Origin of the sequence: Sphingomonas sp. IW22 (assembly GCF_041321155.1) — a bacterium.
GTDB lineage: Bacteria > Pseudomonadota > Alphaproteobacteria > Sphingomonadales > Sphingomonadaceae > Sphingomonas.
The window spans coordinates 1-24,182 of the sequence record NZ_JBGGWB010000001.1 but is presented as its reverse complement, the minus strand read 5'-3'; the positions used below and the strand labels follow the sequence as shown (position 1 = coordinate 24,182).

The window sequence follows — 24,182 nt, the reverse complement described above, 5'->3', positions numbered from 1 at the left end:
GCGACCATCCTGATTTTTGCCGAAGCGAAAGACCAACGATCATGCACGCCTATCGCACGCACCATTGCGGCGCCCTTCGCGACACCGATGTCGGCCAGACCGTTCGCCTGTCGGGCTGGGTCCACAAAAAGCGCGACCATGGCGATCTGGTGTTCGTCGACCTGCGCGACCATTACGGCATCACCCAGATCGTGACCGAGGTCGACGGTCCGGTTTTCGCGGTGATCGAATCGCTTCGCAGCGAATCGGTCGTGACCATCACCGGCAAGGTGGTGGCGCGCGCGGCAGAGGCGGTGAACCCCAACCTGCCGACTGGCGCCATTGAAATCCGCGCGGAAGACGCTGTCGTCCAGTCGATGGCGCACGAGCTGCCGATGCCTGTCGCCAGCGAGAACGAATATCCCGAGGATGTTCGCCTGCGCTATCGCTTCGTCGACCTGCGACGTGAGAAGGTTCATGCGAACATCATGCTGCGCGCCGATGTGATCGCGTCACTGCGCCGCCGTATGATCGAGCAGGGCTTTACCGAATTCCAGACGCCGATCCTGACGGCTTCGTCGCCGGAGGGCGCGCGCGACTATCTGGTGCCCAGCCGTGTGCATCCCGGAAAGTTCTACGCGCTGCCGCAGGCGCCGCAGATGTTCAAGCAGCTGCTGATGGTTGCCGGTTTCGACCGCTATTTCCAGATCGCACCCTGCTTTCGTGACGAGGATGCGCGCGCCGACCGTTCGCCGGGCGAATTCTATCAGCTCGATTTCGAGATGAGCTTCGTCACGCAGGAAGATGTGTTCGCCGCGATTGAACCGGTGCTGCACGGCGTGTTTGAGCAATTCGCCGACTGGCAGGGCAAGGGGCGCACCGTGTCGGCGCTGCCATTCAAGCGCATTCCGTACCGCGAATCGATGCTGAAATACGGCAACGACAAACCCGACCTTCGCAACCCGATCGAGATCGTCGACGTGACCGACCATTTTCATGGCTCTGGCTTCGGCATCTTCGCCTCGCTGGTCGAGGGCGGCAGCGTGATTCGGGCTATCCCGGCACCGGGCGCCGGTGCGGGCAGCCGCAAGTTCTTCGACGACATGAACAATTGGGCGCGCGGCGAGGGTTATTCTGGCCTTGGCTATATCAACATCAAGGATGGTGTCCCCGGCGGCCCCATTGCCAAGAACCATGGCGAGGAAGGGACGGCGAAGCTGATCGCCGCACTGGGCCTCGGCGACAATGATGGCGTGTTCTTTGCCGCGGGCAAGGAAGGGCAGGCGGCAAAGCTGGCCGGCCTGGCCCGCACGCGCGTGGCCGAGACGCTGGGCCTGATCGACGACAAGCGGTTTGAATTCTGCTGGATCGTTGACTTCCCGATGTTCGAATATGATGAGGATGCGAAGAAGGTCGACTTCAGCCACAACCCCTTCTCGATGCCGCAGGGCGAGATGGAAGCGCTGGAGACCAAAGACCCGCTCGACATCCTCGCCTATCAGTACGACATCGTCTGCAACGGCGTTGAGCTGTCGTCGGGCGCGATCCGGAACCACAAGCCGGAAATCATGTACAAGGCGTTCGAAATCGCAGGCTATTCACAGGCTGAGGTGGACGCGAACTTCTCAGGCATGATCAACGCCTTCAAATGCGGCGCACCGCCGCACGGCGGCTCGGCCCCCGGCGTCGACCGCATCGTGATGCTGCTGGCGGATGAGCCGAACATCCGCGAGGTCATCACCTTTCCGATGACGCAGAAGGCGGAAGACCTGATGATGAACGCACCCTCGGCGGTGACCGCCAAGCAGCTTCGCGAACTGGGCATCCGCATTGTCGAGGCGCCGGGGAGCAAGCCCGCGACGCCGCCGGCCGCGACGGTCGCGCCGGAATAAGAACCAACAGCGCCCGCCTCTCTTGACGAGGCGGGCGCTGAAGCTGCGTTACGCCACGTCGATCGGCAGCGTCACTTCACGCGGCTGGGGAAAGGCGAACTCCCCATCCTCGTCCATGACGTGCAATTCGCCGTCCATGATCGAGAAATAGGCGCCATGCACCTTGAGCTGGCCCATCGCCTTCGCTTCCTGAACGAAGGGGAAGGTGTCGAGGTTGGCGATCGAGGTGCGCACCGCCTCATATTCCATTTCCCGCGCGGCATTGGGTCCGGTGCCATGTTCGGCCTTCACCTTTTCCCGCGCCTCATCGAGGATGCTGACCCACGCGGCGACGAAGCCGCCTTCGCCGGGCGCTGAATCCTTGAACACATTGGACAGCGCCGCCGCGCAGCCGCCGCAGGCGCCGTGGCCCATGACCACCACTTCCTCGACCTTCAGCTTGGTGACGGCGAACTCAAGCGCCGCCGACACACCGTGGCGACCGCCATCGTCCTCGAACGGCGGCACCAGCGCGGCCACGTTGCGGACGACGAAAATCTCACCGGGCAGGGTATCGAAAATCTGGGCGGGTTCGACGCGGCTATCGGAGCAGGCGATCACCATCACCTTCGGCTCCTGCTTTTCGCGAAGTTGCTGCCAGCGTTCGTGCTGGCGATGAAGGTCGGAGGTGCGGAAGCGGTGATAACCGTCGACCAGTTCAGCGAAATGGGTCATCGTTCTCCTCTTGGGTTATGAAACTGCACGTTGCTAACCCCGCTTATTTAGCACCTGTTCCGCCGCCCATTGTATCAAAGCATTGCGAAGGCTATCTGCCGCCCATGACCGACAGCCCCGCACTCGCACCCCGTGCGCCGCGTGCGCGCAAGCCCGACTGGATCCGTGTCAAAGCCCCGACTTCGGCCGGGTTCGCCGCGACGCGCGAGTTGATGCGCGCGAAAAGCCTGACCACCGTCTGCGAGGAGGCGGCTTGCCCGAACATCGGCGAATGCTGGTCGAAGAAGCACGCCACGGTCATGATCCTTGGCGACACCTGCACCCGCGCCTGCGCTTTCTGCAACGTCAAGACGGGGATGCCGCGCGCGGTAGACCGGATGGAGCCGCAGAACGTCGCTGATGCGGCGGCGCAGATGGGGCTTAACCACATCGTCGTCACCTCGGTCGATCGCGACGACTTGCCCGACGGCGGCGCCAGCCAGTTCGTCAAGGTGATCGAAGCGATTCGCGCCGCCAACCCAACGACGACGATCGAGATCCTGACGCCCGATTTCCGAAACAAGGCGGAAGCGGCGGTCGAGGCGATCGTCGCGGCGCGGCCCGACGTCTATAACCACAATCTCGAAACCGTGCCGCGCCTGTATCCCACGATCCGACCGGGCGCGCGCTATTATGCCTCGCTGCGCCTGCTGGAGAGCGTCAAGAAGCACGATCCGTCGATCTTTACCAAGTCGGGTGTGATGCTGGGCCTGGGCGAAGAGCGTCTGGAAGTGCATCAGGTGATGGACGACATGCGCTCTGCCGATGTCGATTTCCTTACCATGGGTCAGTATCTGCAACCCACGCCTCGTCATGCAAAGGTCGAAGATTTCGTAACGCCGCAGGCATTCGACGCCTATGCCGCCATCGCGCGGGCCAAAGGTTTCCTGCTGGTCGCATCGTCGCCGCTGACGCGGTCGAGCTATCATGCGGGTGAAGATTTCGAGCGGTTGCGCGCCAATCGCGCAGCCAAGCTGGCGCGCGTCAAGGCCTGATGCCCAAGCATAACGAAACGCGGCAACTGCCCTACACCCCCGAACAGATGTTCGACATGGTGGCCGATGTCGGCCGCTATGCCGAATTTCTGCCGTGGGTCAGCGCCATTCGCGTCCGGTCGAACAGCGACACCGAAATGGTTGCTGACATGATTGTCGGCTTCAAGGGGCTGCGCGAAAGCTTCACGTCGCGAGTGCAGAAGGAACGCCCCCGGCATATACGCGTCGATTATCTGGATGGCCCGCTCAAATATCTGAACAATGATTGGACATTCCGTCCCGATGGTCAGGGCGGATGCATGGTCGATTTCTGCGTCGACTTCCAGTTCAAGAACCGGATGTTCGAAATGCTGGCCGGTCAGGTGTTTGACCGGGCGCTGCGCAAGATGATCGGCGCGTTCGAGGAACGGGCGACGACGCTTTACGGTTCGTCGCCAGCCTCTGGATCGGCGGCGTCCGGCAGCAACAGTTCAAGCGCACACGACGCCGCCTGAAGCCGGATACCGGCACGGCCGATATCGTCCAGCCGGCGAAGGTCCGCATGCACGTCCTGCGGATCGGCGCCGCGCACCGCTTTTGCGAAAACGACGGTTCCAACGGGCTTCTTTTCGGTCCCGCCACCCGGACCGGCGACGCCAGTGATCGCCACGGCGACATCGGCGCTGCTATGCTCCAGCGCACCCTGTGCCATGCGCCACGCCACCGCGATCGATACCGCGCCAAAGGTTTCCAGTACGTCCAGGCTGACGCCCAGGGTCACGCGCTTTGCCTCGTTGGAATAGGTAACGAAGCCTGCATCCAGAACGTCCGACGACCCCGGAATCTCTGTAATCGCAGCCGCCACCAGCCCGCCGGTGCAGCTTTCCGCAACAGCTACGCGGCGCCCTGCGGCTCGGTTTTCCTCGACTACACGGCGGGCAAGGGCAACGAGTTCGTTGGGCAGGATGGTGTCGGTATCAGCAGTCATCGGGCCGGGGCCTCACAGATCGGAAGCGCGGGGCGGCGACCGGCCTTGCGGTCGCGGTCCCCGGCAAGTTGCAGAAAGGCGACGGCCAGCCCTGCGACGTTGCGCGGCGGAAGCGGAGCCATCAGCGAAAGGATACGGTCAAGGCGGGGGCAATCGGACGCGGTAATCTCTGCCGCGATCAACGGCGCCACCAGCGATGCGACGGCTGGCGCGGCAAAGGCCGAATCGAGCAGGGGGGCGACATCCGGTCCGGCAATCTTGCCGATCGCGCTTCGTGCAGCGGGCCACGCCTGCGCGCTCTCGGCCGCATAACGCTGTCCCAGCGTCGCACCCGCACGCCGCAGATAGGCGCTTGTGGGCAGCACAGGAGCACAGATACGGTTCGTCTGCGCCAGCAGGTCCGGCGCCAGATACAGCAGGACCGATTCGCCTTCCCGGTCGGACAGGCATTGGGTCGTGGCGCGCGTCTGCGCCGCTGCGCCGACAGGCACGGACAGAGCGGCGAGCAACGCGCCGATGCGGGTCAACGCCTTCATGCCTGAACACTCCCGCCATCGGTCCCGGGAACCCGCACGGTGGCAACCGCCTGAGCCGCAATTCCCTCCCCACGACCCGTGAAGCCCAGCCGTTCGGTCGTGGTGGCCTTGATGCTGACTTGTGGCGGCGACAGGCGCAACAATTCCGCCACGCGTGCGCGGATAGCTTCGCGGTGCGGGCCGATCTTGGGCGCCTCACACATCAGCGTCAGGTCGACAAAGTCGATGATCCCGCCTGCCTGCGCGACCAGACCGGCGGCGTGCTGAAGGAACTGGGCCGAATTCGCGCCCTTCCACTGCGGGTCGCTGGGCGGGAAATGCTGACCGATATCGCCCGCCGCAATCGTGCCAAGCAGCGCGTCGGTGATGGCATGAAGCGCGACATCGGCGTCGCTGTGACCGGACAACCCCTTGTCATGCGGGATCAAAATGCCGCCGAGCCACAATTCCTCACCGCTTTCCAGCCGGTGGACATCGAACCCCGACGCGCTGCGGCTGATCATGCGCGCGGCGAGCATCGCCTCCGCACGGACCGCGTCTTGAGGCCAGGTGATCTTTTCGAGCATGGGGTCTCCTTCGACCAGCGCCACGCTATGCCCCGCACGACGCAGCATCTGGGCGTCGTCGGTGGCTTCGGCGTCATCAGGCCAAGCGTCGTGCGCGCCAATCAGTTCCGCCAGGCGAAAGGCTTGGGGCGTCTGGATGCGTTGCAGCCCGCTGCGGTCGATCGTTTCGCCCAGCACCTCGATCCCGCGCGCCAGCGTGTCGGCAACGGGCAGGGCCGGGATCGCGCCCGCATCGTCCGACAGCGCGTCAAGCAGCGCGTCGACGACACGCGCCGGGACAAAGGGGCGGGCGGCGTCATGCACCAGCACTGTCTCGAATCCCGCCGCCGCAAGCGCGTCCAGCCCGGCGCGCACCGAATCCCGCCGCGTGGCACCGCCGATCACGAAGGGCACATCGCCCAGTGCATCGTGCAGCGCCGCTTCCTGACCGGCGCCGATCGCGATCAGCACGTGGTTGATTGCGGGATGGGCCGACAGCGCGGCGTGGCTCCAGCCGAGCATCGCCCGCCCGCCCAGCGCGCGAAACTGCTTGGGCGCGCCCATACGGGCGCCCTGGCCGGCGGCGACAATCAGTGCGGCGGTCTTGGCTCGGTCCATTCGCGGCGGCCTAGCTCAATCGCCGCGCGCCCGCCAGCCTTGCCAGCGTACCGCCCTTGGGGTAGAGGCTGCCCGTTTTTCAGGCAGATCATGACCCAGCTCGCTCCCATCCAGATCGGTCCGGTGCGGATCGACAGCCCCGTGATCCTCGCGCCGATGACCGGCGTGACCGACTTGCCGTTCCGAAAGCTGGTTCGCCGCTTCGGTTCGGGCCTGAACATGACTGAAATGATCGCCAGCCAGGCGATGATTCGTGAGACGCGCCAGTCGCTGCAAAAGGCGGCGTGGGACCCGGTTGAAGAGCCGGTGTCGATGCAGCTTGCCGGATGTTCACCGCATGAGATGGCCGAGGCAGCACGCCTGAACGAGGATCGGGGCGCGGCGATCATCGACATCAACATGGGTTGCCCGGTCAAGAAGGTGGTGAACGGCGATGCCGGCTCAGCCTTGATGCGCGACCTGCCGCTGGCGGCCAGCCTGATCGACGCGACAGTGAAGGCGGTTAAGGTACCGGTTACGGTCAAGATGCGGATGGGCTGGGACCATGGCAGCCTGAACGCGCCCGAACTGGCACGGATCGCGCAGGACCTTGGCGCACAGTTGATCACGGTGCACGGCCGCACCCGCAACCAGATGTACAAGGGCAGCGCCGACTGGGCTTTCGTCGCGCGGGTCAAGGAAGCGGTATCGCTGCCGGTGATTGTCAACGGCGACATCTGCTCGATCGAGGATGCCGAAACGGCGCTTGCGCAATCGGGTGCGGATGGCGTGATGATCGGGCGCGGCAGCTATGGCAGGCCGTGGCTGTTGGGTCAGGTGATGGCGCACTTCGCCGGGGGCGGGGCGGTACCCGATCCCACGATCGAGGCGCAATATGACCTGATCGCAGAGCATTATGAGATGATGCTCAGCCATTATGGTAAGGAAACGGGCGTCAACATGGCCCGCAAGCACATTGGCTGGTATACGCGCGGGCTGCACGGCTCGGCAGAGTTTCGCAACAAGGTGAACCAGCAGGCCGACCCGCGCGTCGTGCAGGCGATGCTCGCCGAATTCTATGCGCCGTGGCGTTCGCGCGCGGCCGCATAGGCGCCGCCGCCGATAACGCGCCGGGTTTTGCCGACCTGTTTGCCGCGTTGCCGGTCGCTGTGCTGGTCCTCGATCCTGGTGATTGCATCGTCTTCGCAAACGGAGCGTGCGAGTTGCTGCTCAACCAGTCCGAACGCTCGATGCGGGGGCTGGGCCTGACTCAGGTGCTGACCCTCCCTGATGAATATGCCAGCAGCCGCGACCGTGGCGGCTTGGCCCTGCTCGATACCGAACTGGTCACCCGGCGCGGGCACCGGGTACGGGTCGACATGAACGAAACGGTGATGCCCGACGGGCCTGGATGGCGCGTCGTCACCCTGCACGATGCGGCGGCTGGGCGTCGCCACGGCATCGGCGATCGTGGTAGCGCCCGCGCGGCGATGGGCGCTGCGGCGATGCTGGCGCATGAAATCAAAAACCCCCTGTCCGGCATCCGTGGCGCGGCGCAGCTGCTTGAGGCAAGCGGCGGCGAGGTCGAGCTGACCCAGCTTATAACGACCGAGGTCGATCGCATCGCGGCGTTGATCGACCGGATGCAGGATTTCACCGATACGCGCGCACCCAATCTGGAGAGCGCGAACATCTATCCGCTGCTGGCCCATGCGCGGCGCGTGGCGGAGGCCGGCTTTGCGCGCGGCGTCACGATCGACGAACGCTTTGACCCCTCGTTGCCGCCTGTCCTGATCGACCGCGACCGTTTTCTTCAGGTAGTGCTGAACCTGCTTAAAAACGCGGCGGAGGCGGTGCGGGGGCAAGCCGACCCGCGCGTCCAGCTGACCACCGCCTATCGGCACGGTATGTCCGCCAGCACCGCACCGGGGCGCCCGCGCCAGAAGCTGCCGATCGAAATCTGCATCGTCGACAACGGCCCCGGCGCGCCTGCCGACATTGCCGACCATCTGTTCGACCCATTTATTTCCAGCAAGCCAGAGGGTCAGGGCCTGGGCCTGTCGCTGGTCGACAAGCTGGTGCGCGACATGGGCGGCATCGTCGCCTATGCGCGCGAAGGAGAGCCTGAATGCACGGTGTTGCGTATCCTGTTGCCAAGAGCCGAGCGATGAACAGCGGGCATGTCGGCCGTATTCTGGTCTGCGACGACGATGCCGCGATCCGTACCGTCATCGCACAGGCACTGCGCCGGGCTGGGCACCGGGTCGATGCGGTCGCCAGCTTGACAGCGCTGCGTGCCGAAATCAGTCGCAGCCTGCCGGATGTCCTGGTCACCGACGTCATCCTGCCCGATGGCAATGGGCTGGACGTAGTGACATCGCTGACGGCCGAATATCCAAGGCTGCCTGTCATCGTACTTTCGGCGCAGAACACGCTGACAACCGCCGTCCGCGCGACAGAGGCAGGGGCGTTCGATTATCTGCCCAAGCCCTTCGACCTCGACGCGCTTGCCGATGCGGTGCAGGGCGCGCTGGCCCGCAGCGCGGCGCGTCCAGTCGACCTCGGCCCCGTGGAGGAGGGGGGTGGCCTGCTCATCGGGCGATCGCCCGCGATGCAAGAGGTCTATCGCATCGTCGCCCGCGTAGTCGCCAACGACCTGACCGTGCTGATTTCCGGGGAATCGGGCACGGGCAAGGAACTGGTCGCGCGCGCGATCCATGAACTGGGGCCACGCCGCCATGCCCCGTTCGTCGCGATCAACATGGCCGCGATCCCGCGCGAGCTGATCGAAGCCGAGCTGTTCGGGCACGAGCGCGGCGCCTTCACGGGCGCGGCACAGCGTGTGGCCGGGCGGTTCGAGCAGGCGGCGGGCGGCACCCTGTTCCTCGACGAAATCGGCGATATGCCGATGGAAGCGCAGACGCGGTTGCTGCGCGTGCTGCAATCGGGCGAGTTCACGACGGTCGGTGGCGCTCGGACGATCCGTGCCGATGTGCGCATCGTCGCCGCGACCAACAAGGAGTTGATGTCGTCGGTTCAGCAGGGCGCGTTTCGTGAAGACCTGTTCTACCGCCTGAACGTCGTGCCGATCAGCCTGCCGCCGCTGAGGGAGCGTCGACAGGACGTGCCGCTATTGGCACGCCACTTTCTTGACCGCGCGGCTGAGGACGGCCTTCCGCGCAAGGGGATTGATCGCGGCGCACTGGCGCTGCTCGAGAGCCATGACTGGCCGGGCAATGTCCGCGAGCTGGAAAACCTGATGCGCCGCGCCGCTGCGCTGGGCCGCGACGAAACCATCGATGCCGAGGAAATCCGTGCGCATATGGGCAAGGGCGGCCCAGTTACGGTCAGTGCGCTCGACGCCGATCCGGATCTGGCGGCGGCGGTTGCCGCCCGGCTTGAACGGATCGCTCGCGAATTGCCGCAAGCGTTCGACGATGGCAGCCTTTACGAACGCATCATCGCGGAAGTCGAGCGCCCGCTGATCGAGGCTGTGTTGGCACGTTGCGGCCAGAATCAGCTTCGTGCGGCGCGGATGTTGGGCATCAACCGCAATACGCTGCGCAAACGGCTCGACACGCTCGGCATCGATCCCAGTCGTCGAGGCGTGGGTGGCTGACGGCCAGATTAGAAAAAGAATGTGTTTTACAGGCAACGCCGACGTTGTAGCGTTGCAACGATGGAGGTCGCCGTCGATTCCGAACGCCTGATATCCGTGCCGCGGCGGCGACCCAGCGTCATGCCGATTGTCGAGCTTGCGGTACTGGCGGGCGCGATCGCGATCGGCATCCTCACCTATTTTATCATTACAGCCGAACCGTCATCCCCCCGGCCGCTGACCCCACCACTGGTGGCGGTATTGATGGTTGCCAACCTGGTGCCGGCAGTGGCGCTGATCGTGCTGGTCGGCCGTCGCATCGCCATTCGCAGGGCGGCCGCTATCGAGGGTGGCGGGCAGGGACGTCTACACGTCCGGCTTGTCGCGCTGTTCTCGGTCCTCGCCAGCGCGCCGATGATCCTGGTGACCATCGTTGCGTCAATCCTGTTCCAGTACGGGGTAGAATTCTGGTATTCGGACCGCGCCCGCGACATGATTGAGCGGGCGGCCGTGCTGGCAAACGACTCCTATGTCGAAATGACTCGCTGGGTGGACGGCGAGAATATTGCCGTCGGCAAGGACGTCGCGAACCTGCTGTCGAACGGCTATGATTTTGACACGGGCGAATTCGTATCGACCTATGCGCAAAGCGTACTTCAGCGCAGTCTGGCGGAATCGATCGTGTTCGGTGTGTCGCCGCGCGGCGAAATCCTGACCTTTGCGCTCTTGGACCCCTACGAACGCGGATTGGCGAGCAGCATCCGGGTCGAGGATGCGCGCGCGGTCCTCGCCGGCAAGCCCAGCGTCGTGATCGTCAGCGGGGAGCGTGTCCAATCCATCGCCCCGGTACCGGGGACGCAGTATCTGGTCGCGTCCAGCCGCGTCGTCGGCGCGCGCGAGCTGATGCAGCGTAAGGAGCGTGCAGAGGGCGTGGTGGCCGATTACCGTGCGCTGCGCGAACGGTCGCGGATGCTGCAGCTGCGCTTCAATCTGGCACTGCTTGGTATCTCACTGTTCATCGTCGGGCTGGCGGTCTTTGCCGCGCTGGCAATCGCGGATCGGCTGGTCCGCCCGGTGAACGACCTGGTCGCCGCGGCACGCCGCGTCGCGGGTGGCAATCTGGATGCGCGTGTCGCCCAACCGAAGCGCATGGACGAGGTCGGCACATTGGCCAGCGCGTTCAACACCATGACCGAACAGCTAAAGGTCCAGACCGGCGCTCTGGTTGCCGCTAATGCGGAAGCGGAGAACCGCCGGGCCCTGATCGAGGCGGTGATGTCCGGCGTATCCGCAGGCGTCATTTCAATCGGCCCCGAACGGCAGGTGCGACTGATCAACAGCTCGGCCGCCACGCTGCTTCAGACCGGCGACGCCGGCGTGATCGGGCGCCCGTTGGTCGAAATTGCGCCTGAACTGGACGCGCTGTTGGCCGACGCTCAGCGCGAGGCAGTGGTGCAGCTGACTCGCGGCGGCGAAGCGCGTACGCTTGCGGTCAAGATCACGCGCGACGCCGCTGGCCCGGTCCTCACCTTTGACGACATCACTCAACAGCTCGCCGACCAGCGGCGTGCAGCGTGGGCGGACGTGGCGCGCCGTATCGCGCACGAGATCAAGAATCCGCTGACGCCAATTCAACTTGCTGCCGAGCGTCTGCAACGGCGTTATGGTCGCAACGTAGATGCGGGCGACACGATCTTCTCCCAGCTGACCGAAACCATAGTGCGGCAGGTTGGCGATCTGCGCCGCATGGTCGACGAATTCTCATCCTTTGCCCGCATGCCGAAGCCGGTATTTCGCCGTGAATCGCTGCTCGACATTGCGCGCCAGACCCTGTTCCTGCATGAGGTCGGGCATCCCGATATCAGCTTCCGCCTTGATGACGATGCCAACGCGCCGGTCACGCTGGTTTGCGACCGACGTCAGATCGGGCAGGCGTTGACCAATGTTATCAAGAACGCTGCCGAGGCTATCGGCGCGCGGGAAGGAGGCGATTTGCTGCAAGGCGAAGTCGTCATGACCTTGAGCGAGGAAGATGGCCGGGTATTGTTGAGCGTTGCGGACAACGGCGTTGGCCTGCCGGTCGAGCGGGACCGTATCGTCGAACCTTATATGACGACGCGCAGCCGTGGCACGGGGCTGGGGCTGGCGATCGTCAAGAAAATCGTCGAGGAGCATCTGGGTACGATCGCCTTTACCGATCGGCAGGGCGGGGGCACCATCGTCACGCTGTGCTTCGACCGGCGCGCACTCGCGCCGCTGGCTGCCCCCGATGAACCTGACGCCGCCCCGGTCGATGATGAAGATCGACTCCATATGCTGACCCGAACCCGGAATTCTGCACCATGAGCCTCGACATCCTGGTCGTCGACGACGAACGAGACATCCGCGAACTGGTCGCCGGCGTGCTGGAGGACGAAGGTTATCAGACGCGCGCCGCCGCCAACAGCGACGCCGCGCTGGAAGCGATTGCGACCCGCCGGCCCAGCCTCGTCCTGCTGGACGTGTGGCTCCACGGGTCACGCCTCGACGGGCTGGAGTTGCTTGAGGAGATCAAGCGCCGCGACCCCTCGCTTCCGGTTCTGGTCATTTCGGGCCACGGCAATCTGGACACGGCAGTCGCCGCGATCCGCCGGGGCGCTGCCGACTTCATCGAAAAGCCGTTCGAGGCGGAGCGTCTGTTGCTGATGGTGCAGCGCGCGACCGAAACCGAGCGGCTGCGGCGCGAGGTGGAGTCGCTGCGCGCCACGGCTGGCCGCGATACCGACCTGACCGGGAGCTCCGGCGCGATCAATACTGTCCGCGCCACGCTGAAACGGGTGGCATCGACGGGCAGCCGGGTGCTGATTTCGGGCGGTCCGGGCGTCGGCAAGGAAGTCGCCGCGCGACTTCTCCACGCGTGGAGCCAGCGCGCCGACGCCCCCTTCGTCATCGTCAGCGCGGCCCGCATGACCCCCGACCGTGTCGAGGAAGAGCTGTTCGGAGTCGAGGATGGCGGCGACTTGGTCCGCCCCGGCCTGCTCGAACAGGCGCACGGCGGCACGCTGTTTCTTGACGAAATCGCAGACATGCCCGTTGCGACGCAGGCGCGCATCTTGCGCGTACTGACCGACCAGAGCTTTAATCGTGTCGGCGGAACGCGGACGGTGAAGGTCGATGTGCGCGTCGTCTCTGCAACCGCGCGCGACCTGATGGTTGAAATTGGGGAAGGGCGGTTCCGTGAGGACCTGTATTACCGCCTCAACGTCGTGCCGGTGGTGATCCCCCCGCTCACGGACAGGCGGGAGGATATTCCTCCGCTGGTCGAGCATTATGTCGCCCGCTATGCCGCTGATCGGCGCGTTCCGACGCCGGAAATCGCCCCGGACGCGATGGTCGCGCTGCAGAGCTATGAATGGCCCGGCAACGTGCGGCAGCTCCGCAACGTGGTCGAGCGGACCGTCATTCTGGCGCCGGGGGATCGCATAGGCCGTATCGACATCGACCTTTTGCCGCCGGAGGTGCTCCAAACGGCGCGTGATACCAGCGGGCTGGGCGCCAGCGCGATCATGGGCACCCCGCTGCGCGAAGCGCGCGAGACGTTCGAGCGCGAATATCTGCGCGTCCAGATCCGCCGCTTTTCCGGCAATATCAGCCGCACCGCCAGCTTCATCGGGATGGAGCGGTCCGCCCTGCACCGCAAGCTGAAGCTGCTGGGGATCAGCGAGACGCGCGAGGATTGACCGCGGGCGCTGGACGCCGGGCGCCTTGCACCCTAACTTGTGGGAACGCGCCGCCGTGGCGCGCGACCGACGCCGTAAAAGCGGCGCGCAGCGGGTAAACGCCCGCCAAGAACAAGGGACCGTCAAATGGCCGACAAGCAGACTTCGCTACAGGATCAGTTCCTGAACGCCCTTCGCCGTTCGAAAACGCCTGTCACCATGTTTCTAGTGAAAGGTGTGAAGTTGCAGGGTATTGTTACCTGGTTCGACAATTTTTCGGTGCTTCTCCGCCGAGACGGCCAGTCGCAGCTGATCTACAAGCATGCGATTTCGACCATCATGCCGACCGGCAATGTCGACCTTGCGCCCATTATCGAAAGTGTTGCCGAAAATGGCAATCGCAATCCCGTGCTTCAGGAAATCTTCCTGAACGCCGTCCGTCGCCAGCAGGAACATGTAACCATGTTTCTGGTCAATGGCGTGATGCTTCAGGGGCAGATTGCGGCATTTGATCTGTTCTGCATGCTGCTGCAGCGAGACGGTATGTCACAGCTTGTTTACAAGCATGCCGTTTCGACGATTCAGCCCGCCAATTCGCTGAACCTCGCTGAGGAACAGGCCCAAGGCGACGTGGGCTGAGCGCGGGTCAAATGGGAACCGGCTTTGACCGCGATGCGGAAGAATTCACTCGCGGCGCACGCGCGATCGTCGTCCTGCCCGATCAGGGCGGCGCATCGCGCGATGCCGATGCGCGGCTTGAGGAAACCGCCGGTCTTGCAGCCGCAATCGGGATCGAGGTCGTCGACCGCGTTCCCCTTCGCGTTCGCACGCCGCGCCCCGCAACGCTGATCGGCGGCGGACAGGTCGAGGCCCTGCACGAAAAGGTTGAGACGCTGGGGATCACTCTGGCTGTTTTTGACGCGGCGCTCAGTCCCGTGCAGCAGCGCAATCTGGAAACCGGGCTTGGTTGCAAGGTCATCGACCGCACCGGCCTGATCCTGGAAATCTTCGGAGAGCGCGCGCGCACGGCTGAGGGCCGTCTTCAGGTCGAGCTCGCTCATCTCGACTATCAATCCTCGCGGTTGGTGCGCAGCTGGACCCACCTTGAGCGCCAGCGCGGCGGCTTCGGCTTCCTCGGCGGCCCAGGTGAAACCCAAATCGAGGCTGACCGGCGGATGATCCGCGACCGCATGGCGCGTTTGCGCCGCGAACTGGATCAGGTCAGCCGCACGCGTACGCTGCACCGTGATCGGCGCCAGCGCGCCCCCTGGCCCATCGTGGCGCTTGTGGGTTATACGAATGCGGGGAAGTCGACGCTTTTCAATCGCCTTACGGGGGCGGGCGTGATGGCGGAAAATCTGTTGTTCGCCACCCTCGACCCGACGCTGCGGCAGGTTTCGCTGCCCGGCATCGACAAGGCGATCCTGTCGGATACCGTTGGTTTTGTGTCTGAATTGCCAACCCAACTGGTTGCGGCCTTCAAGGCAACGCTTGAAGAGGTCGTTTCTGCCGATCTGCTGATCCATGTCCGCGACATCGCCCATCCCGACAGCGAGGCGCAACGCGCCGACGTGGAAGCGGTGCTGGAGGAAATCGGCGTCGATCCCGCAACGCCCCGGCTGGAAGCTTGGAACAAGCTTGACGCGCTTGATGATGAGCAGGCTGCTTCGCTGCGTGAAGACGCGGCGGGGCGCGTCGATGTGGTGGCATTGTCTGCGCTAACGGGGGAGGGTGTCGACCAGCTGATCGACGTCGCCGCACGACGCCTGACCGCCGGCCATCGTCGCTACACGCTGTCGCTCGATCCGGCGGATGGCGCAGCCGCCGCCTGGCTGCATCAACACGGTGAGGTGGTGGATCATTGGATCGACGAAGGCGGCGCCCACTACGACGTTCGCCTGGCGCCGGAGGACTTCAACCGGTTTAGCGGGCGACTGGACTAACGCTCTGACTTTGCGCGGTTCCAAAGTTCCTCTTTGGTTCGGAGATCCATCGTTGCAAAGGCGTCTCCAGCAGTGCTTTCCATCGTGCGAAAGCGCCGCTCGAACTTATCGTTCGCATGACGCAGCGCCAGCTCGGCATCCACGCCTAAATGGCGCGTCCAGTTCACAACTGAAAACAGCAAATCGCCGATCTCTTCTTCACGTGCAGCCGCGCTAGGCGCTGTTTCAACTTCAGCCAGTTCCTCGTCGATCTTCGCGCGCGGACCGTCGGCGTCCGGCCAGTCAAAGCCCTGCCGCGCGGCACGCTTCTGAAGCTTTTCGGCGCGCATCAGCGCGGGCAGGGCGAGTGCGACGCCAGCCAATGCGCTTTGATCGGATTTTGCGGCGCGCTCTTCAGCCTTGATGGTCTCCCACAGATGATGGCCGCCGTTAGCGGCGTTGCCAAAGATATGCGGGTGCCGACGCTCCATCTTGTCGGAAATTGCTTGCACAACATCGTCGAAGGAGAAAGCGCGGCGTTCCTCGGCCATGCGGCTGTGAAACACGACCTGAAGCAGCAGGTCGCCCAGTTCGTCCTTCAGCTCTGCCATGTCGCCGCGCTCACACGCGTCTGCGACTTCATACGCTTCCTCGATGGTGTAGGGCGCGATGGATCGAAAATCCTGCGCGACATCCCATTCGCAACCGTCTCGAGGATCCCGCAGCCGGGCCATGATGGCAATCAAACGTGCAACCAAGATGCCCTCCGCGCCAGTCCGATAATCTACATTATGTAAAGTCAGCGCTTGTTCGGCTCGAGGATCAACGTGGTGCCCTCAACTCGCCAGCTTCCCAACTTTGACAGGAAATTCATGCCCACGACGCTCGTCTCGCCAAAGCTGGGCGATGTAACGATCGACAGGTCTCGTACCTCAAGGCCACCGATGCCGAATGTTTCGGCTACACCTCGCTGCGCGCTAACCTGTCCGTTCGCGGTCGTCAGCAGGATCGGAAAGCCGCCGGCCGGTTGAATACCGGCATCGCGCGCCGCGCGTTCTGACACCGCCGTTATCGTCGCGCCGCTGTCCACCAGCATCCGCACGCTTGCTCCGTTTATGCGCGCATTTGCATAGAAGTGACCGTCGGCCGACTGCCGGATCCGGACCGTCTCACCAACGACCGACTGCCCGCCAAGCCCCGCGCGCTCGGCCAGCAGTGTCAATTCGTCGCGATGGCTAAAGATCAGAAACAGCATCGCAGCAATGACAATCCAGCCAAGCACGGACCGAACGATCGTTCCGAAGGACAATCGCCGTGCGGTAAGCGCGCTCAGGACAAGAACCAGCGCGCCAACCGCCCACAGCATTTGGACGCCATCATCACCGGTCACGGGATCAGTTCCATACCGTCGTAACCGGGTTCAACGCCGTCCGGCAGGCGCGCGGCGAGCACGTGGTAGTCCAGCGAATTGTCCATGTGAATCAAAACCGCGCGTTTGGGCTTCACTCGCTCGATATGGGCCAGCGCCAGTTCAAGGTGGTTATGCGACGGGTGCGGCCGATCGCGCAGAGCGTCGAGGATCCAAATGTCGCAACCGGAAAAGGCCTCGATCATCTGAGAGGTCAGATCATGAAAGTCTGTCGAATAGACGATGGTCTTACCAGCGCTTGTGAACTTCAGGCCGGCGCTGGTGATGCTTCCATGGGGCTGATCGACGGTCCACATGCTCACGTCCCGAATGCCCATGTCGTCAGGCAGGACGTTCATGTTGGCCACGGGTCGATAGCCTTGACCGCCACGGAATACATATTCGAACCGCGCAACCAGCGCCGCCGCTGTCGCTGAACGCGCGTAGCAATCGACAGGCTTGCCGCCTGCCTGCGCAACTTGCCGCAGATCGTCGATGCCATGCGTGTGATCTGCGTGATCGTGCGTCCAGATGACGGCGTCGACGGTCGCAACATTCGCAGCGTTTAGCTGCCCAGCCATATCCGGGCCGGTATCGATCAGGATGCGGACAGCATCGGTCTCGATCAAAGCCGAGCACCGTGTCCGGCGATTGCGCGGCTCTTCCGGGTCGCAAGCGCCCCAATCATTGCCGATGCGCGGTACGCCGGACGATGTTCCGCAGCCGAGCAGCCTCAGCTTCACGCCATCGTCCCGGCAAACAACGTCCGGAAATTGGCGGCAGTAGTTCGCGCCAGCTCTTCAGGCGCCTCGCCACGAAGCTGTGCCAGGAAGTTGCAGGTATCGGCTACAAAGGCCGGCTCGCCGGCCTTTCCACGGTGCGGCACGGGCGCCAAAAACGGCGCGTCGGTCTCGATCAACAAACGCTCGGTGGGTAGATCAGCGGCTACCTGCTGCAGATCCCGCGCGCTCTTGAACGTCACGATCCCTGAGATAGAGATGTAAAAGCCCAAGGCAAGCATCTGTTCAGCAAAAGCTTTGGTCCCTGTGAAGCAGTGGATAACCCCGCTGAACGCACCCTTCCCCAACTCGTTCTCGATCAGCGCAGCTGTATCGTCCTCCGCATCGCGCGTGTGAACGATAATTGGCAGGCCCGTTTCGCGCGCCGCCTCACAATGTGCGCGGAATAGAACCGCCTGGCGCGCGCGGTCGCTATGATCGTAATAATAATCCAGCCCGCACTCTCCCAGCGCGACCACGCGTGGATGGTGGGCGGCGCCGACCAGGGTGGCAGCGTCCATGTCGGGGTGGCCATCAGCTTCGTGCGGGTGAATGCCGACACTTGCCCAGACATCCGCGTTGCGCTCCGCCGTGGCGATCACGTCATCCCATTCGCACTGTCGTGTCGAGATATTCAGCATTGCCGCCACGCCACGCGCCCGCGCGCGTTCGAGCACATTGTCCTGATCTTCGACCAAGCCCTTGTAATTCAGGTGACAATGGCTGTCGGCAAGCATCATGCGTCGCTTTCCTCCTCAGGAATATCCAGACGCGGAAAGATGGGGGTCGGCGTGGCAATGCGAAAGCCCTGCTCGACCTGGTTCGCATACCAATCACCGTCGGCCAGCGCGCTATGGCTACGGTCAACTACGCCCAGCAAGTCAAGCAGCTTTTCAGCCGACGCCGGCACGATGGGCAGAATCGTGATCGCCAGCAACCGGATCGCCCGCACCAATGTGCCCAGCACCGCGTGCATCCGGTCGGGGCCGGTCTTGCGAAGCGCCCAAGGCGCCTGAACGTCGATATACTGGTTGCAGGCAAACACGCCGCGCATCCATGCTTCCAGCGCCTGGCTGAGCGACTGTTCAGCAAACAGGCGCAAAAACTCCGCGTTCGCTTCGGCAACCGCGCTCAGCAGCGCTTCGTCAGCGGGGTCAGCGCGCCCAGCGTCCGGCAGGGCGCCCTCGAGATTCTTGGCGATAAAGCTCAGGGTCCGCTGCGCGAGATTGCCGAAGCTGTTCGACAGATCGGCATTTGCGCGGGTCGCAATCGCACGCGGCGAATAGCTCCCGTCCTGTCCCCAGCTGATATCGCGCAACAGAAAGTAGCGCAGGGCGTCCACACCGAACGCGTCGGCCAGCGCCATCGGGTCGACGACATTGCCGACCGACTTCGACATCTTCTCGCCTTTGTTCAGGACGAAGCCGTGGCCGAACACTTCGCGCGGCAGCGGGAGATTGGCGGACATCAGGAACGCTGGCCAGTAAACCGCGTGGAATCGGACAATGTCCTTTCCGATCACATGGCAAGCAGCCGGCCAGAAGCGCCAAAGGTCGCCCTGGTCGGGATAACCGGCACCCGTCAGATAGTTGGTCAGCGCGTCGACCCACACATACATGACGTGTCCCGGACTGCCGGGCACCGGCACGCCCCAGTCAAAACTGGTGCGCGATACAGATAGGTCCGTCAGCCCGCCTTCGACAAAGCGCAGCACTTCGTTCCGGCGGCTTTCAGGGCGGATGAAGCCTGGATTGGCGGCATAGAAATCGAGCAAAGGCTGCTGATACTTCGACAGGCGAAAGAACCAGGTTTCCTCGGCAGTCCACTGGACGGGGGTTCCTTGGGGCGATAGCTTTTGTCCGCCCTCCCCCTCGGTCAGTTCCTTCTCTTCATAAAAGGCCTCGTCGCGGACCGAATACCAGCCTTCGTAGCGGTCGAGATAAAGGTCGCCCGCCGCCGCCATTGCTTCCCAGATAGACTGGCTGGCGCGGTAATGATCCGCCTCTACCGTGCGAATGAAGCGGTCATAGGAAATGTTAAGCCGATCCGCCATCTTGTGAAAATGGCCTGACATTTCGTCAGCCAGTTCCCGCGCCGTCATGCCCCGATCGCGAGCTGTCTGCGCCATCTTCAGACCGTGTTCGTCGGTGCCCGTCTGAAAGCGGACATCGCGCCCGGCCTGACGGTGAAAACGGGCCATCGCATCGGCGGCGATCATCTCATAAGCGTGGCCGATATGCGGCCGGCCGTTCGGGTAATGGATCGCGGTGGTAAGATAATAGGGTTCAGCCATGGCGCCGCTCTAGGGCGACTGCCGCAGCGCGGCAAGCATGTGCAGAGGCGCCGTTACCGGGCAAGCCGCGCCACAACCCCGCAAAGCTCGAACACGGTGCCCGACACATCCTGGGAAAGGCCGATTGCCACGCCGCCAATCTGCCGCGCATCTGCATGGGCATCCAACGCGGTCCTGATCTGCTCACCCTGCGCCGTCTTCGCGCGTTCGGCGATGAAGGACGGCACCCGCTCCACAAAAGCGGCATAACGCGCCTGACCACCCCGCGCCCCGAGGGCCTTGGCAAGTCGGCTGCGTATCGCATTGTCGCGGTCGCCCTTGTCAGCGATCTGCGTCAACTCTCGCTCAATGTCGTCCATATCGAGGCCGGCGAAGGCAATGGCTCGGCCCGGCGACCCGTCCCCTGCCCGCGCTAGCGCGGCCAGTTCGTCCTCGGAGGCATCCTCTACCTGCTGGCGCAGCACGCGCAAAACTTCCGCCTCGGACAACGCCGAGAACCGCAGCATCCGGCAGCGGGAGCGGATCGTCGGCAACAGGCGTCCCGGCGCGTGACTGACCAGCAGAAAGATCGTTCCCGCTGGCGGCTCTTCCAAATTTTTCAGCAGTGCGTTGCTGCCGCTGCGTTCCAAATCGTCGATCGCGTCGATGATGACCACGCGCCGGTCCGACAGCGCCGGCTTTGTAGCGAACATGGGTTGCAGGGTTCGGACTTGAGCGATGGTGATGCTTCGCGCCAACCCCTCGTCAGGCTTGGCAGCATCCTTGGGCAAGCGGACCAGTTCCCGGTAATCGGGATGCGCGCCGCTCGCCAACAGCCGGGCGATACGGTTGTCGGCGGGAACGGGGGCGTCAACGGGGAGCGCCAGATCGACGGCGCGGGCGAGCAGCAACGCTGCCGCATCTCGCGCAAAGCTGCCTTTTCCGACCCCCTCCGGGCCGGCAATCAGCCATGCATGGTGGATCGCCCCGCCCACCACCGCACGGGCAAAGGCGGCGCGGGCGGCTTCATTGCCGACCAGTTCAGTCATGGCAGGAGGTCGGAAAGCGCCTCAACCAGCGCATCGGTCACGATTTCGGGTGTGCCGGATGCGTCGATGCGGCGGACACGCACCGGCTCGGCTTCGGCGATCCGCGCGAAACCGGCGGCTACGGCGTCATGAAAGCCATTGTCTCGCGCCTCGAACCGGTCGTTGGCAGCAGGGTCGCGACGCGCGGCACGCGCTCGCCCCTCCCCCGCGGGCAGTTCGAGGAGAAAAGTGCGGTCTGGCAACAACCCGCGCGACCCAAAGCCATGAAGCGCCAGGATCGCCGCATCGTCGATCCCCTGCGCTCCTTGATAGGCACGAGTGGAATCGATGAAGCGGTCGCAGATCACCCAATGCCCGGCACCGATGGCGGGCCGGATCTGCCGGTCGACGTGATCCGCGCGAGCGGCGGCGAACAGCAACGCTTCGGCATGCGGACTCCAGCGCGCAACATCGCCCTGCATCAACAGGTTGCGGATCGCCTCCGCCCCCTCGCTGCCGCCCGGTTCGCGGGTGACCAGTACGTGCAGGCCACGCGCCTCCAGCGCCTCGGCAAGCCGCCGCACCTGGGTCGACTTGCCGACGCCCTCCCCGCCTTCCAGCGTGATGAAGCGCCCCGGCGTCAAGCGCCGAACAGCCCCATCAGACCAGCCCAGACGCGGCCGAAAAAGCCAGCTTCCTCGACCGCCGTCTCAGCGACCAGCGGCATACGCTGTTCGCCGGTATCGGCGCTGGAGATCACCAGATCGGCGATATGCTGTCCCTGCTTGATCGGCGCCTTGACCGGTCCCTGATACACCACCTTCGCCGTCATCGCGGCTGAACTGCCGGACGGCACCGTGACGTTCAGGTCACGCGGCGCCACCAGCCCCACCGTCGCTGCGTCGCCCAGCTGCACGTCGGCGGTTTCGACGCGCTTGCCTTTCTTGACGACGGGCTTGGCCTTCCACGCGCGAAAGCCCCATTCCATAAAGCGCACGGACTCCGACACGCGCTGGCCCGAGCTGTTCAGCCCCGCCATCACCATCACCAGACGGCGACCATTCTGCTCCGCTGAACCGGTAAAGCCATAGCCCGCTTCCTCGGTATGGCCAGTCTTCAGGCCATCGGCGCCGTCGACCCGACCCAACAACGGGTCGCGATTTGCCTGGGTGATGGCATTGCCGCCCATCGTCTGGCCCCAGGTGAAGTCGCGGCGGCTGTAGAACTTCTTGTACAGCTGCGGGAAATCTTCGATCGTCGCCTTGGCCAGCTTGGCCAGATCACGCGCGGTGACATAAGTGCGGCCCTCATCCGGCCAGCCATTCGAATTACCGAAATTACTGTTGGTCAGCCCGATGGAACGGGCGCGCTGGTTCATCAGGTTGACGAACGCTTCCTCCGTCCCGGCCACGCCCTCGGCCAGCACGACGCAGGCATCGTTACCCGACAACACAACGACACCGTACAGCAGGTTTTCGATGCTGACCTGCTCGTTTGGCGACAGGAACATGGTCGAACCCGCCTGCGGCCCATGCCATTTGCGCCACGTTTCGGGCCGCACGGTGATCTTCTGGTCGAGCTTTACCTCGCCCTTCCGGATCATGTCGAAAATGACATAGGTGGTCATCATCTTCGCCATCGACGCGGGAGGCATCCGTCGGTCGGCGTCCTTGGCATAGAGCACCGCCCCGGACGACAGATCCTCCAGAAATGCAACCGGTGCAGGCGTGTCGAACGGCGGACGCTGCGCCGCAGCAGGTGCCGCAATGACGAGGGCGATCGGAGAAATGGCGAGAAGGCGGTTCATGGAGGTGCTTTGTCTCGGTGGCTTGAGGGATCGACGAATATCTTGAAACTAACCCGCCCGGAAAGGGCCGAAGTTTCGTTCAGCTAGCGACAGCGTCGGCGAGCAGGCCAACTGAAAGCGCATAGAAATTCGAGCAATTATAGTCGAGGATGACCCGGTAATTGCCTGTCAGCAGATAAGCTGTGCGGCCAGGACCATCGGGTTCGAGCAAGGTCGCCATAACGTCGTCACCGGGCCAGCTGCCGGATTGAGGCGCCAGCCCCAGCGCTCGCCATTCGCGCATCGTGCGCCATTGACTATGCCGTTCGAACACACGGGGGCAACGGGGAGAAACGGTGCGGTTGGTCATGCCTGTCCGGTCGAAGCCACCCGGTACATTGACCGCCACACCCCATGGCTGACCGGCGCGCCACCCGGCGTTCACGAAATAATTCGCGATCGATGCCAGTGCGTCGCTCTCGCTGTTCCAGATGTCGGCCTTGCCGTCGCCATCGCCGTCACGGGCCAGCCTCAGATAGATCGACGGCAGGAACTGCGGATGGCCGGTCGCCCCGGCCCAGCTTCCTTTCAATCGAGCGCGCGGGATGCCCTGGTCCATCATCTTCAACAAAGCGATGAACTCACCCTCGAACAAGGAACGCCGCCGCCCCTCATACGCCAAAGTCGCCAGCGACCGGGCCAGATCGAAATCGCCGGTATAGCCCCCATAGTTCGTTTCATGGCCCCAGATGGCGACCATCACCGATTCAGGAACGCCGGTTTCGGCTTCAATCCGCGTCAGGCGCTGACGATTCGCGCGATAGGCTGCCCGCCCGCGATTGATGCGCGCTGCATCGACATGTCGCGCGCGATATGGGGCAAAGGCAGGGATCGCATTGGGGTTCGACGATCCGCCCGGCTGCCCGCGATCCAGCTCGATCACGCGCTGATTGACAGTCAGGCCCGGCAGGACCGAATCGAGCGTATTCGCCGACACCCCCTCCTGAACCGCGCGAGAACGCACCTGGTCCAGATAGGCGCGAAAATTCGCCTCCTCCTGTGCCACCGCCGTGCCAATCTGACCGACTGCCAGCCATGCAGCCAGCAATCCCGCTCCTGCCTTACGCATCACACCAAATCCCGCCATTCGCCAAGCTGTGCCACAGACCGCCTCCGGTCTGAACCCCCCTTGTGCAACACCCCTTGCACAAATGCGCCGGACCAGCGTAACCGGGCGACGGCTTCCGCGGAGAGGTGGCCGAGTGGTTTAAGGCAGCGGTCTTGAAAACCGCCGTGGGTTCACGCTCACCGTGGGTTCGAATCCCACCCTCTCCGCCAAGACTTTCCTAACCGATTGTCTTTCCTCGACTTTTTGAAACAGCGTCGCTTTCCACCGTCCCGGTGCTACAAAGTGGTGCTACAAAATG

Annotated in this window: 22 protein-coding genes, 1 tRNA gene and 1 pseudogene; 11 read left to right on the top strand and 13 right to left on the bottom strand. The window is 63.9% G+C overall.

Annotated features, from left to right (window positions below):
• Nucleotides 1-41: 41 nt before the first annotated feature.
• Complete coding sequence (aspS, locus tag ACAX61_RS00120) at nucleotides 42-1,871, top strand: aspartate--tRNA ligase (protein WP_370712810.1); 1,830 nt, start codon at nucleotides 42-44, stop codon at nucleotides 1,869-1,871.
• Nucleotides 1,872-1,919: 48 nt separating this feature from the next.
• Here the strand turns inward: aspS and ACAX61_RS00115 are convergent, their stop codons facing one another.
• Entirely contained in the window at nucleotides 1,920-2,585 is a 666-nt protein-coding gene (locus ACAX61_RS00115; RefSeq protein WP_370712809.1) for a carbonic anhydrase, read from the bottom strand.
• A 104-nt stretch (nucleotides 2,586-2,689) separates the two neighbouring features.
• On the opposite strand from ACAX61_RS00115, the gene lipA reads away from it, so the two are divergent.
• Together lipA and ACAX61_RS00105 are read left to right on the top strand one after the other, a co-directional pair.
• Nucleotides 2,690-3,619 (top strand): lipoyl synthase, encoded by a 930-nt coding sequence (lipA, locus tag ACAX61_RS00110; protein ID WP_370712808.1) that lies wholly within the window; start codon nucleotides 2,690-2,692, stop codon nucleotides 3,617-3,619.
• Nucleotides 3,619-4,113 carry a type II toxin-antitoxin system RatA family toxin gene (locus ACAX61_RS00105; RefSeq protein WP_370712807.1) on the top strand — a complete coding sequence of 165 codons (495 nt, stop codon included), beginning with the start codon at nucleotides 3,619-3,621 and terminating at the stop codon, nucleotides 4,111-4,113. The genes lipA and ACAX61_RS00105 overlap by 1 nt, the downstream gene beginning before the upstream one ends.
• Here the strand turns inward: ACAX61_RS00105 and ACAX61_RS00100 are convergent.
• The 3 genes from ACAX61_RS00100 to ACAX61_RS00090 are packed head-to-tail and all read right to left on the bottom strand — an operon-like array spanning nucleotide 4,041 to nucleotide 6,285.
• Entirely contained in the window at nucleotides 4,041-4,586 is a 546-nt protein-coding gene (locus ACAX61_RS00100; RefSeq protein ID WP_370712806.1) for a CinA family protein, read from the bottom strand. The genes ACAX61_RS00105 and ACAX61_RS00100 overlap by 73 nt on opposite strands.
• Entirely contained in the window at nucleotides 4,583-5,122 is a 540-nt protein-coding gene (locus ACAX61_RS00095; protein ID WP_370712805.1) for a hypothetical protein, read from the bottom strand. Before ACAX61_RS00095 ends, ACAX61_RS00100 begins: the two co-directional genes overlap by 4 nt.
• Nucleotides 5,119-6,285, bottom strand: coding sequence for a bifunctional 2-C-methyl-D-erythritol 4-phosphate cytidylyltransferase/2-C-methyl-D-erythritol 2,4-cyclodiphosphate synthase (locus ACAX61_RS00090; RefSeq protein ID WP_370712804.1), 1,167 nt, complete (start codon nucleotides 6,283-6,285; stop codon nucleotides 5,119-5,121). The genes ACAX61_RS00095 and ACAX61_RS00090 overlap by 4 nt, the downstream gene beginning before the upstream one ends.
• Nucleotides 6,286-6,375: 90 nt before the next feature.
• Here ACAX61_RS00090 and dusB point away from each other — a divergent pair, with 90 nt between their 5' ends.
• The 7 genes and pseudogenes from dusB to hflX all read left to right on the top strand — a co-directional run bounded on the left by dusB (nucleotide 6,376) and on the right by hflX (nucleotide 15,503).
• A complete protein-coding gene (dusB, locus tag ACAX61_RS00085; RefSeq protein ID WP_370712803.1) occupies nucleotides 6,376-7,374 on the top strand; it encodes a tRNA dihydrouridine synthase DusB in 999 nt (332 codons plus the stop codon).
• On the top strand, nucleotides 7,350-8,435 hold the full coding sequence (locus tag ACAX61_RS00080; protein ID WP_370712802.1) for a two-component system sensor histidine kinase NtrB: 1,086 nt from the start codon (nucleotides 7,350-7,352) through the stop codon (nucleotides 8,433-8,435). The genes dusB and ACAX61_RS00080 overlap by 25 nt, the downstream gene beginning before the upstream one ends.
• A complete protein-coding gene (ntrC, locus tag ACAX61_RS00075) occupies nucleotides 8,393-9,883 on the top strand; it encodes a nitrogen regulation protein NR(I) (RefSeq protein WP_370712801.1) in 1,491 nt (496 codons plus the stop codon). The genes ACAX61_RS00080 and ntrC overlap by 43 nt, the downstream gene beginning before the upstream one ends.
• A gap of 60 nt (nucleotides 9,884-9,943) precedes the next feature.
• A complete protein-coding gene (locus tag ACAX61_RS00070) occupies nucleotides 9,944-12,208 on the top strand; it encodes a sensor histidine kinase NtrY-like (RefSeq protein WP_370712800.1) in 2,265 nt (754 codons plus the stop codon).
• Nucleotides 12,205-13,581 carry a nitrogen assimilation response regulator NtrX gene (ntrX, locus tag ACAX61_RS00065; RefSeq protein ID WP_370712799.1) on the top strand — a complete coding sequence of 459 codons (1,377 nt, stop codon included), beginning with the start codon at nucleotides 12,205-12,207 and terminating at the stop codon, nucleotides 13,579-13,581. Before ACAX61_RS00070 ends, ntrX begins: the two co-directional genes overlap by 4 nt.
• A gap of 111 nt (nucleotides 13,582-13,692) precedes the next feature.
• A pseudogene (hfq, locus tag ACAX61_RS00060) lies at nucleotides 13,693-14,199 on the top strand (RNA chaperone Hfq); the annotation flags it as partial.
• Nucleotides 14,200-14,210: 11 nt separating this feature from the next.
• Nucleotides 14,211-15,503, top strand: a complete 1,293-nt coding sequence (gene hflX / locus ACAX61_RS00055) for a GTPase HflX (protein WP_370712798.1) — start codon at nucleotides 14,211-14,213, stop codon at nucleotides 15,501-15,503.
• On the opposite strand, the gene mazG is transcribed toward hflX, so the two are convergent.
• From mazG to ACAX61_RS00010, 9 genes are all read right to left on the bottom strand, one after another.
• The gene (gene mazG / locus ACAX61_RS00050) at nucleotides 15,500-16,240 is read right to left on the bottom strand and encodes a nucleoside triphosphate pyrophosphohydrolase (protein ID WP_370712797.1); all 741 of its coding nucleotides are present in this window, start codon (nucleotides 16,238-16,240) and stop codon (nucleotides 15,500-15,502) included. The genes hflX and mazG overlap by 4 nt on opposite strands.
• A gap of 41 nt (nucleotides 16,241-16,281) precedes the next feature.
• A complete protein-coding gene (locus ACAX61_RS00045; protein WP_370712796.1) occupies nucleotides 16,282-16,872 on the bottom strand; it encodes a retropepsin-like aspartic protease family protein in 591 nt (196 codons plus the stop codon).
• On the bottom strand, nucleotides 16,869-17,633 hold the full coding sequence (locus ACAX61_RS00040; protein ID WP_370712795.1) for an MBL fold metallo-hydrolase: 765 nt from the start codon (nucleotides 17,631-17,633) through the stop codon (nucleotides 16,869-16,871). Before ACAX61_RS00040 ends, ACAX61_RS00045 begins: the two co-directional genes overlap by 4 nt.
• Nucleotides 17,630-18,406: a TatD family hydrolase gene (locus ACAX61_RS00035; protein WP_370714852.1), complete on the bottom strand. Its 777-nt coding sequence runs from the start codon at nucleotides 18,404-18,406 to the stop codon at nucleotides 17,630-17,632. Before ACAX61_RS00035 ends, ACAX61_RS00040 begins: the two co-directional genes overlap by 4 nt.
• Complete coding sequence (gene metG, locus ACAX61_RS00030; protein ID WP_370712794.1) at nucleotides 18,406-19,962, bottom strand: methionine--tRNA ligase; 1,557 nt, start codon at nucleotides 19,960-19,962, stop codon at nucleotides 18,406-18,408. Before metG ends, ACAX61_RS00035 begins: the two co-directional genes overlap by 1 nt.
• 53 nt (nucleotides 19,963-20,015) lie before the next feature.
• On the bottom strand, nucleotides 20,016-20,990 hold the full coding sequence (locus ACAX61_RS00025; RefSeq protein WP_370712793.1) for a DNA polymerase III delta subunit-related protein: 975 nt from the start codon (nucleotides 20,988-20,990) through the stop codon (nucleotides 20,016-20,018).
• The gene (gene tmk, locus ACAX61_RS00020) at nucleotides 20,987-21,613 is read right to left on the bottom strand and encodes a dTMP kinase (RefSeq protein WP_370712792.1); all 627 of its coding nucleotides are present in this window, start codon (nucleotides 21,611-21,613) and stop codon (nucleotides 20,987-20,989) included. The genes ACAX61_RS00025 and tmk overlap by 4 nt, the downstream gene beginning before the upstream one ends.
• Nucleotides 21,610-22,776: a D-alanyl-D-alanine carboxypeptidase family protein gene (locus ACAX61_RS00015; RefSeq protein ID WP_370712791.1), complete on the bottom strand. Its 1,167-nt coding sequence runs from the start codon at nucleotides 22,774-22,776 to the stop codon at nucleotides 21,610-21,612. Before ACAX61_RS00015 ends, tmk begins: the two co-directional genes overlap by 4 nt.
• A 79-nt stretch (nucleotides 22,777-22,855) precedes the next feature.
• Nucleotides 22,856-23,884: a lytic murein transglycosylase gene (locus ACAX61_RS00010; RefSeq protein WP_370712790.1), complete on the bottom strand. Its 1,029-nt coding sequence runs from the start codon at nucleotides 23,882-23,884 to the stop codon at nucleotides 22,856-22,858.
• Nucleotides 23,885-24,003: 119 nt separating this feature from the next.
• Here ACAX61_RS00010 and ACAX61_RS00005 point away from each other — a divergent pair.
• Nucleotides 24,004-24,093, top strand: a tRNA-Ser gene (locus ACAX61_RS00005).
• Nucleotides 24,094-24,182: the final 89 nt, after the last annotated feature.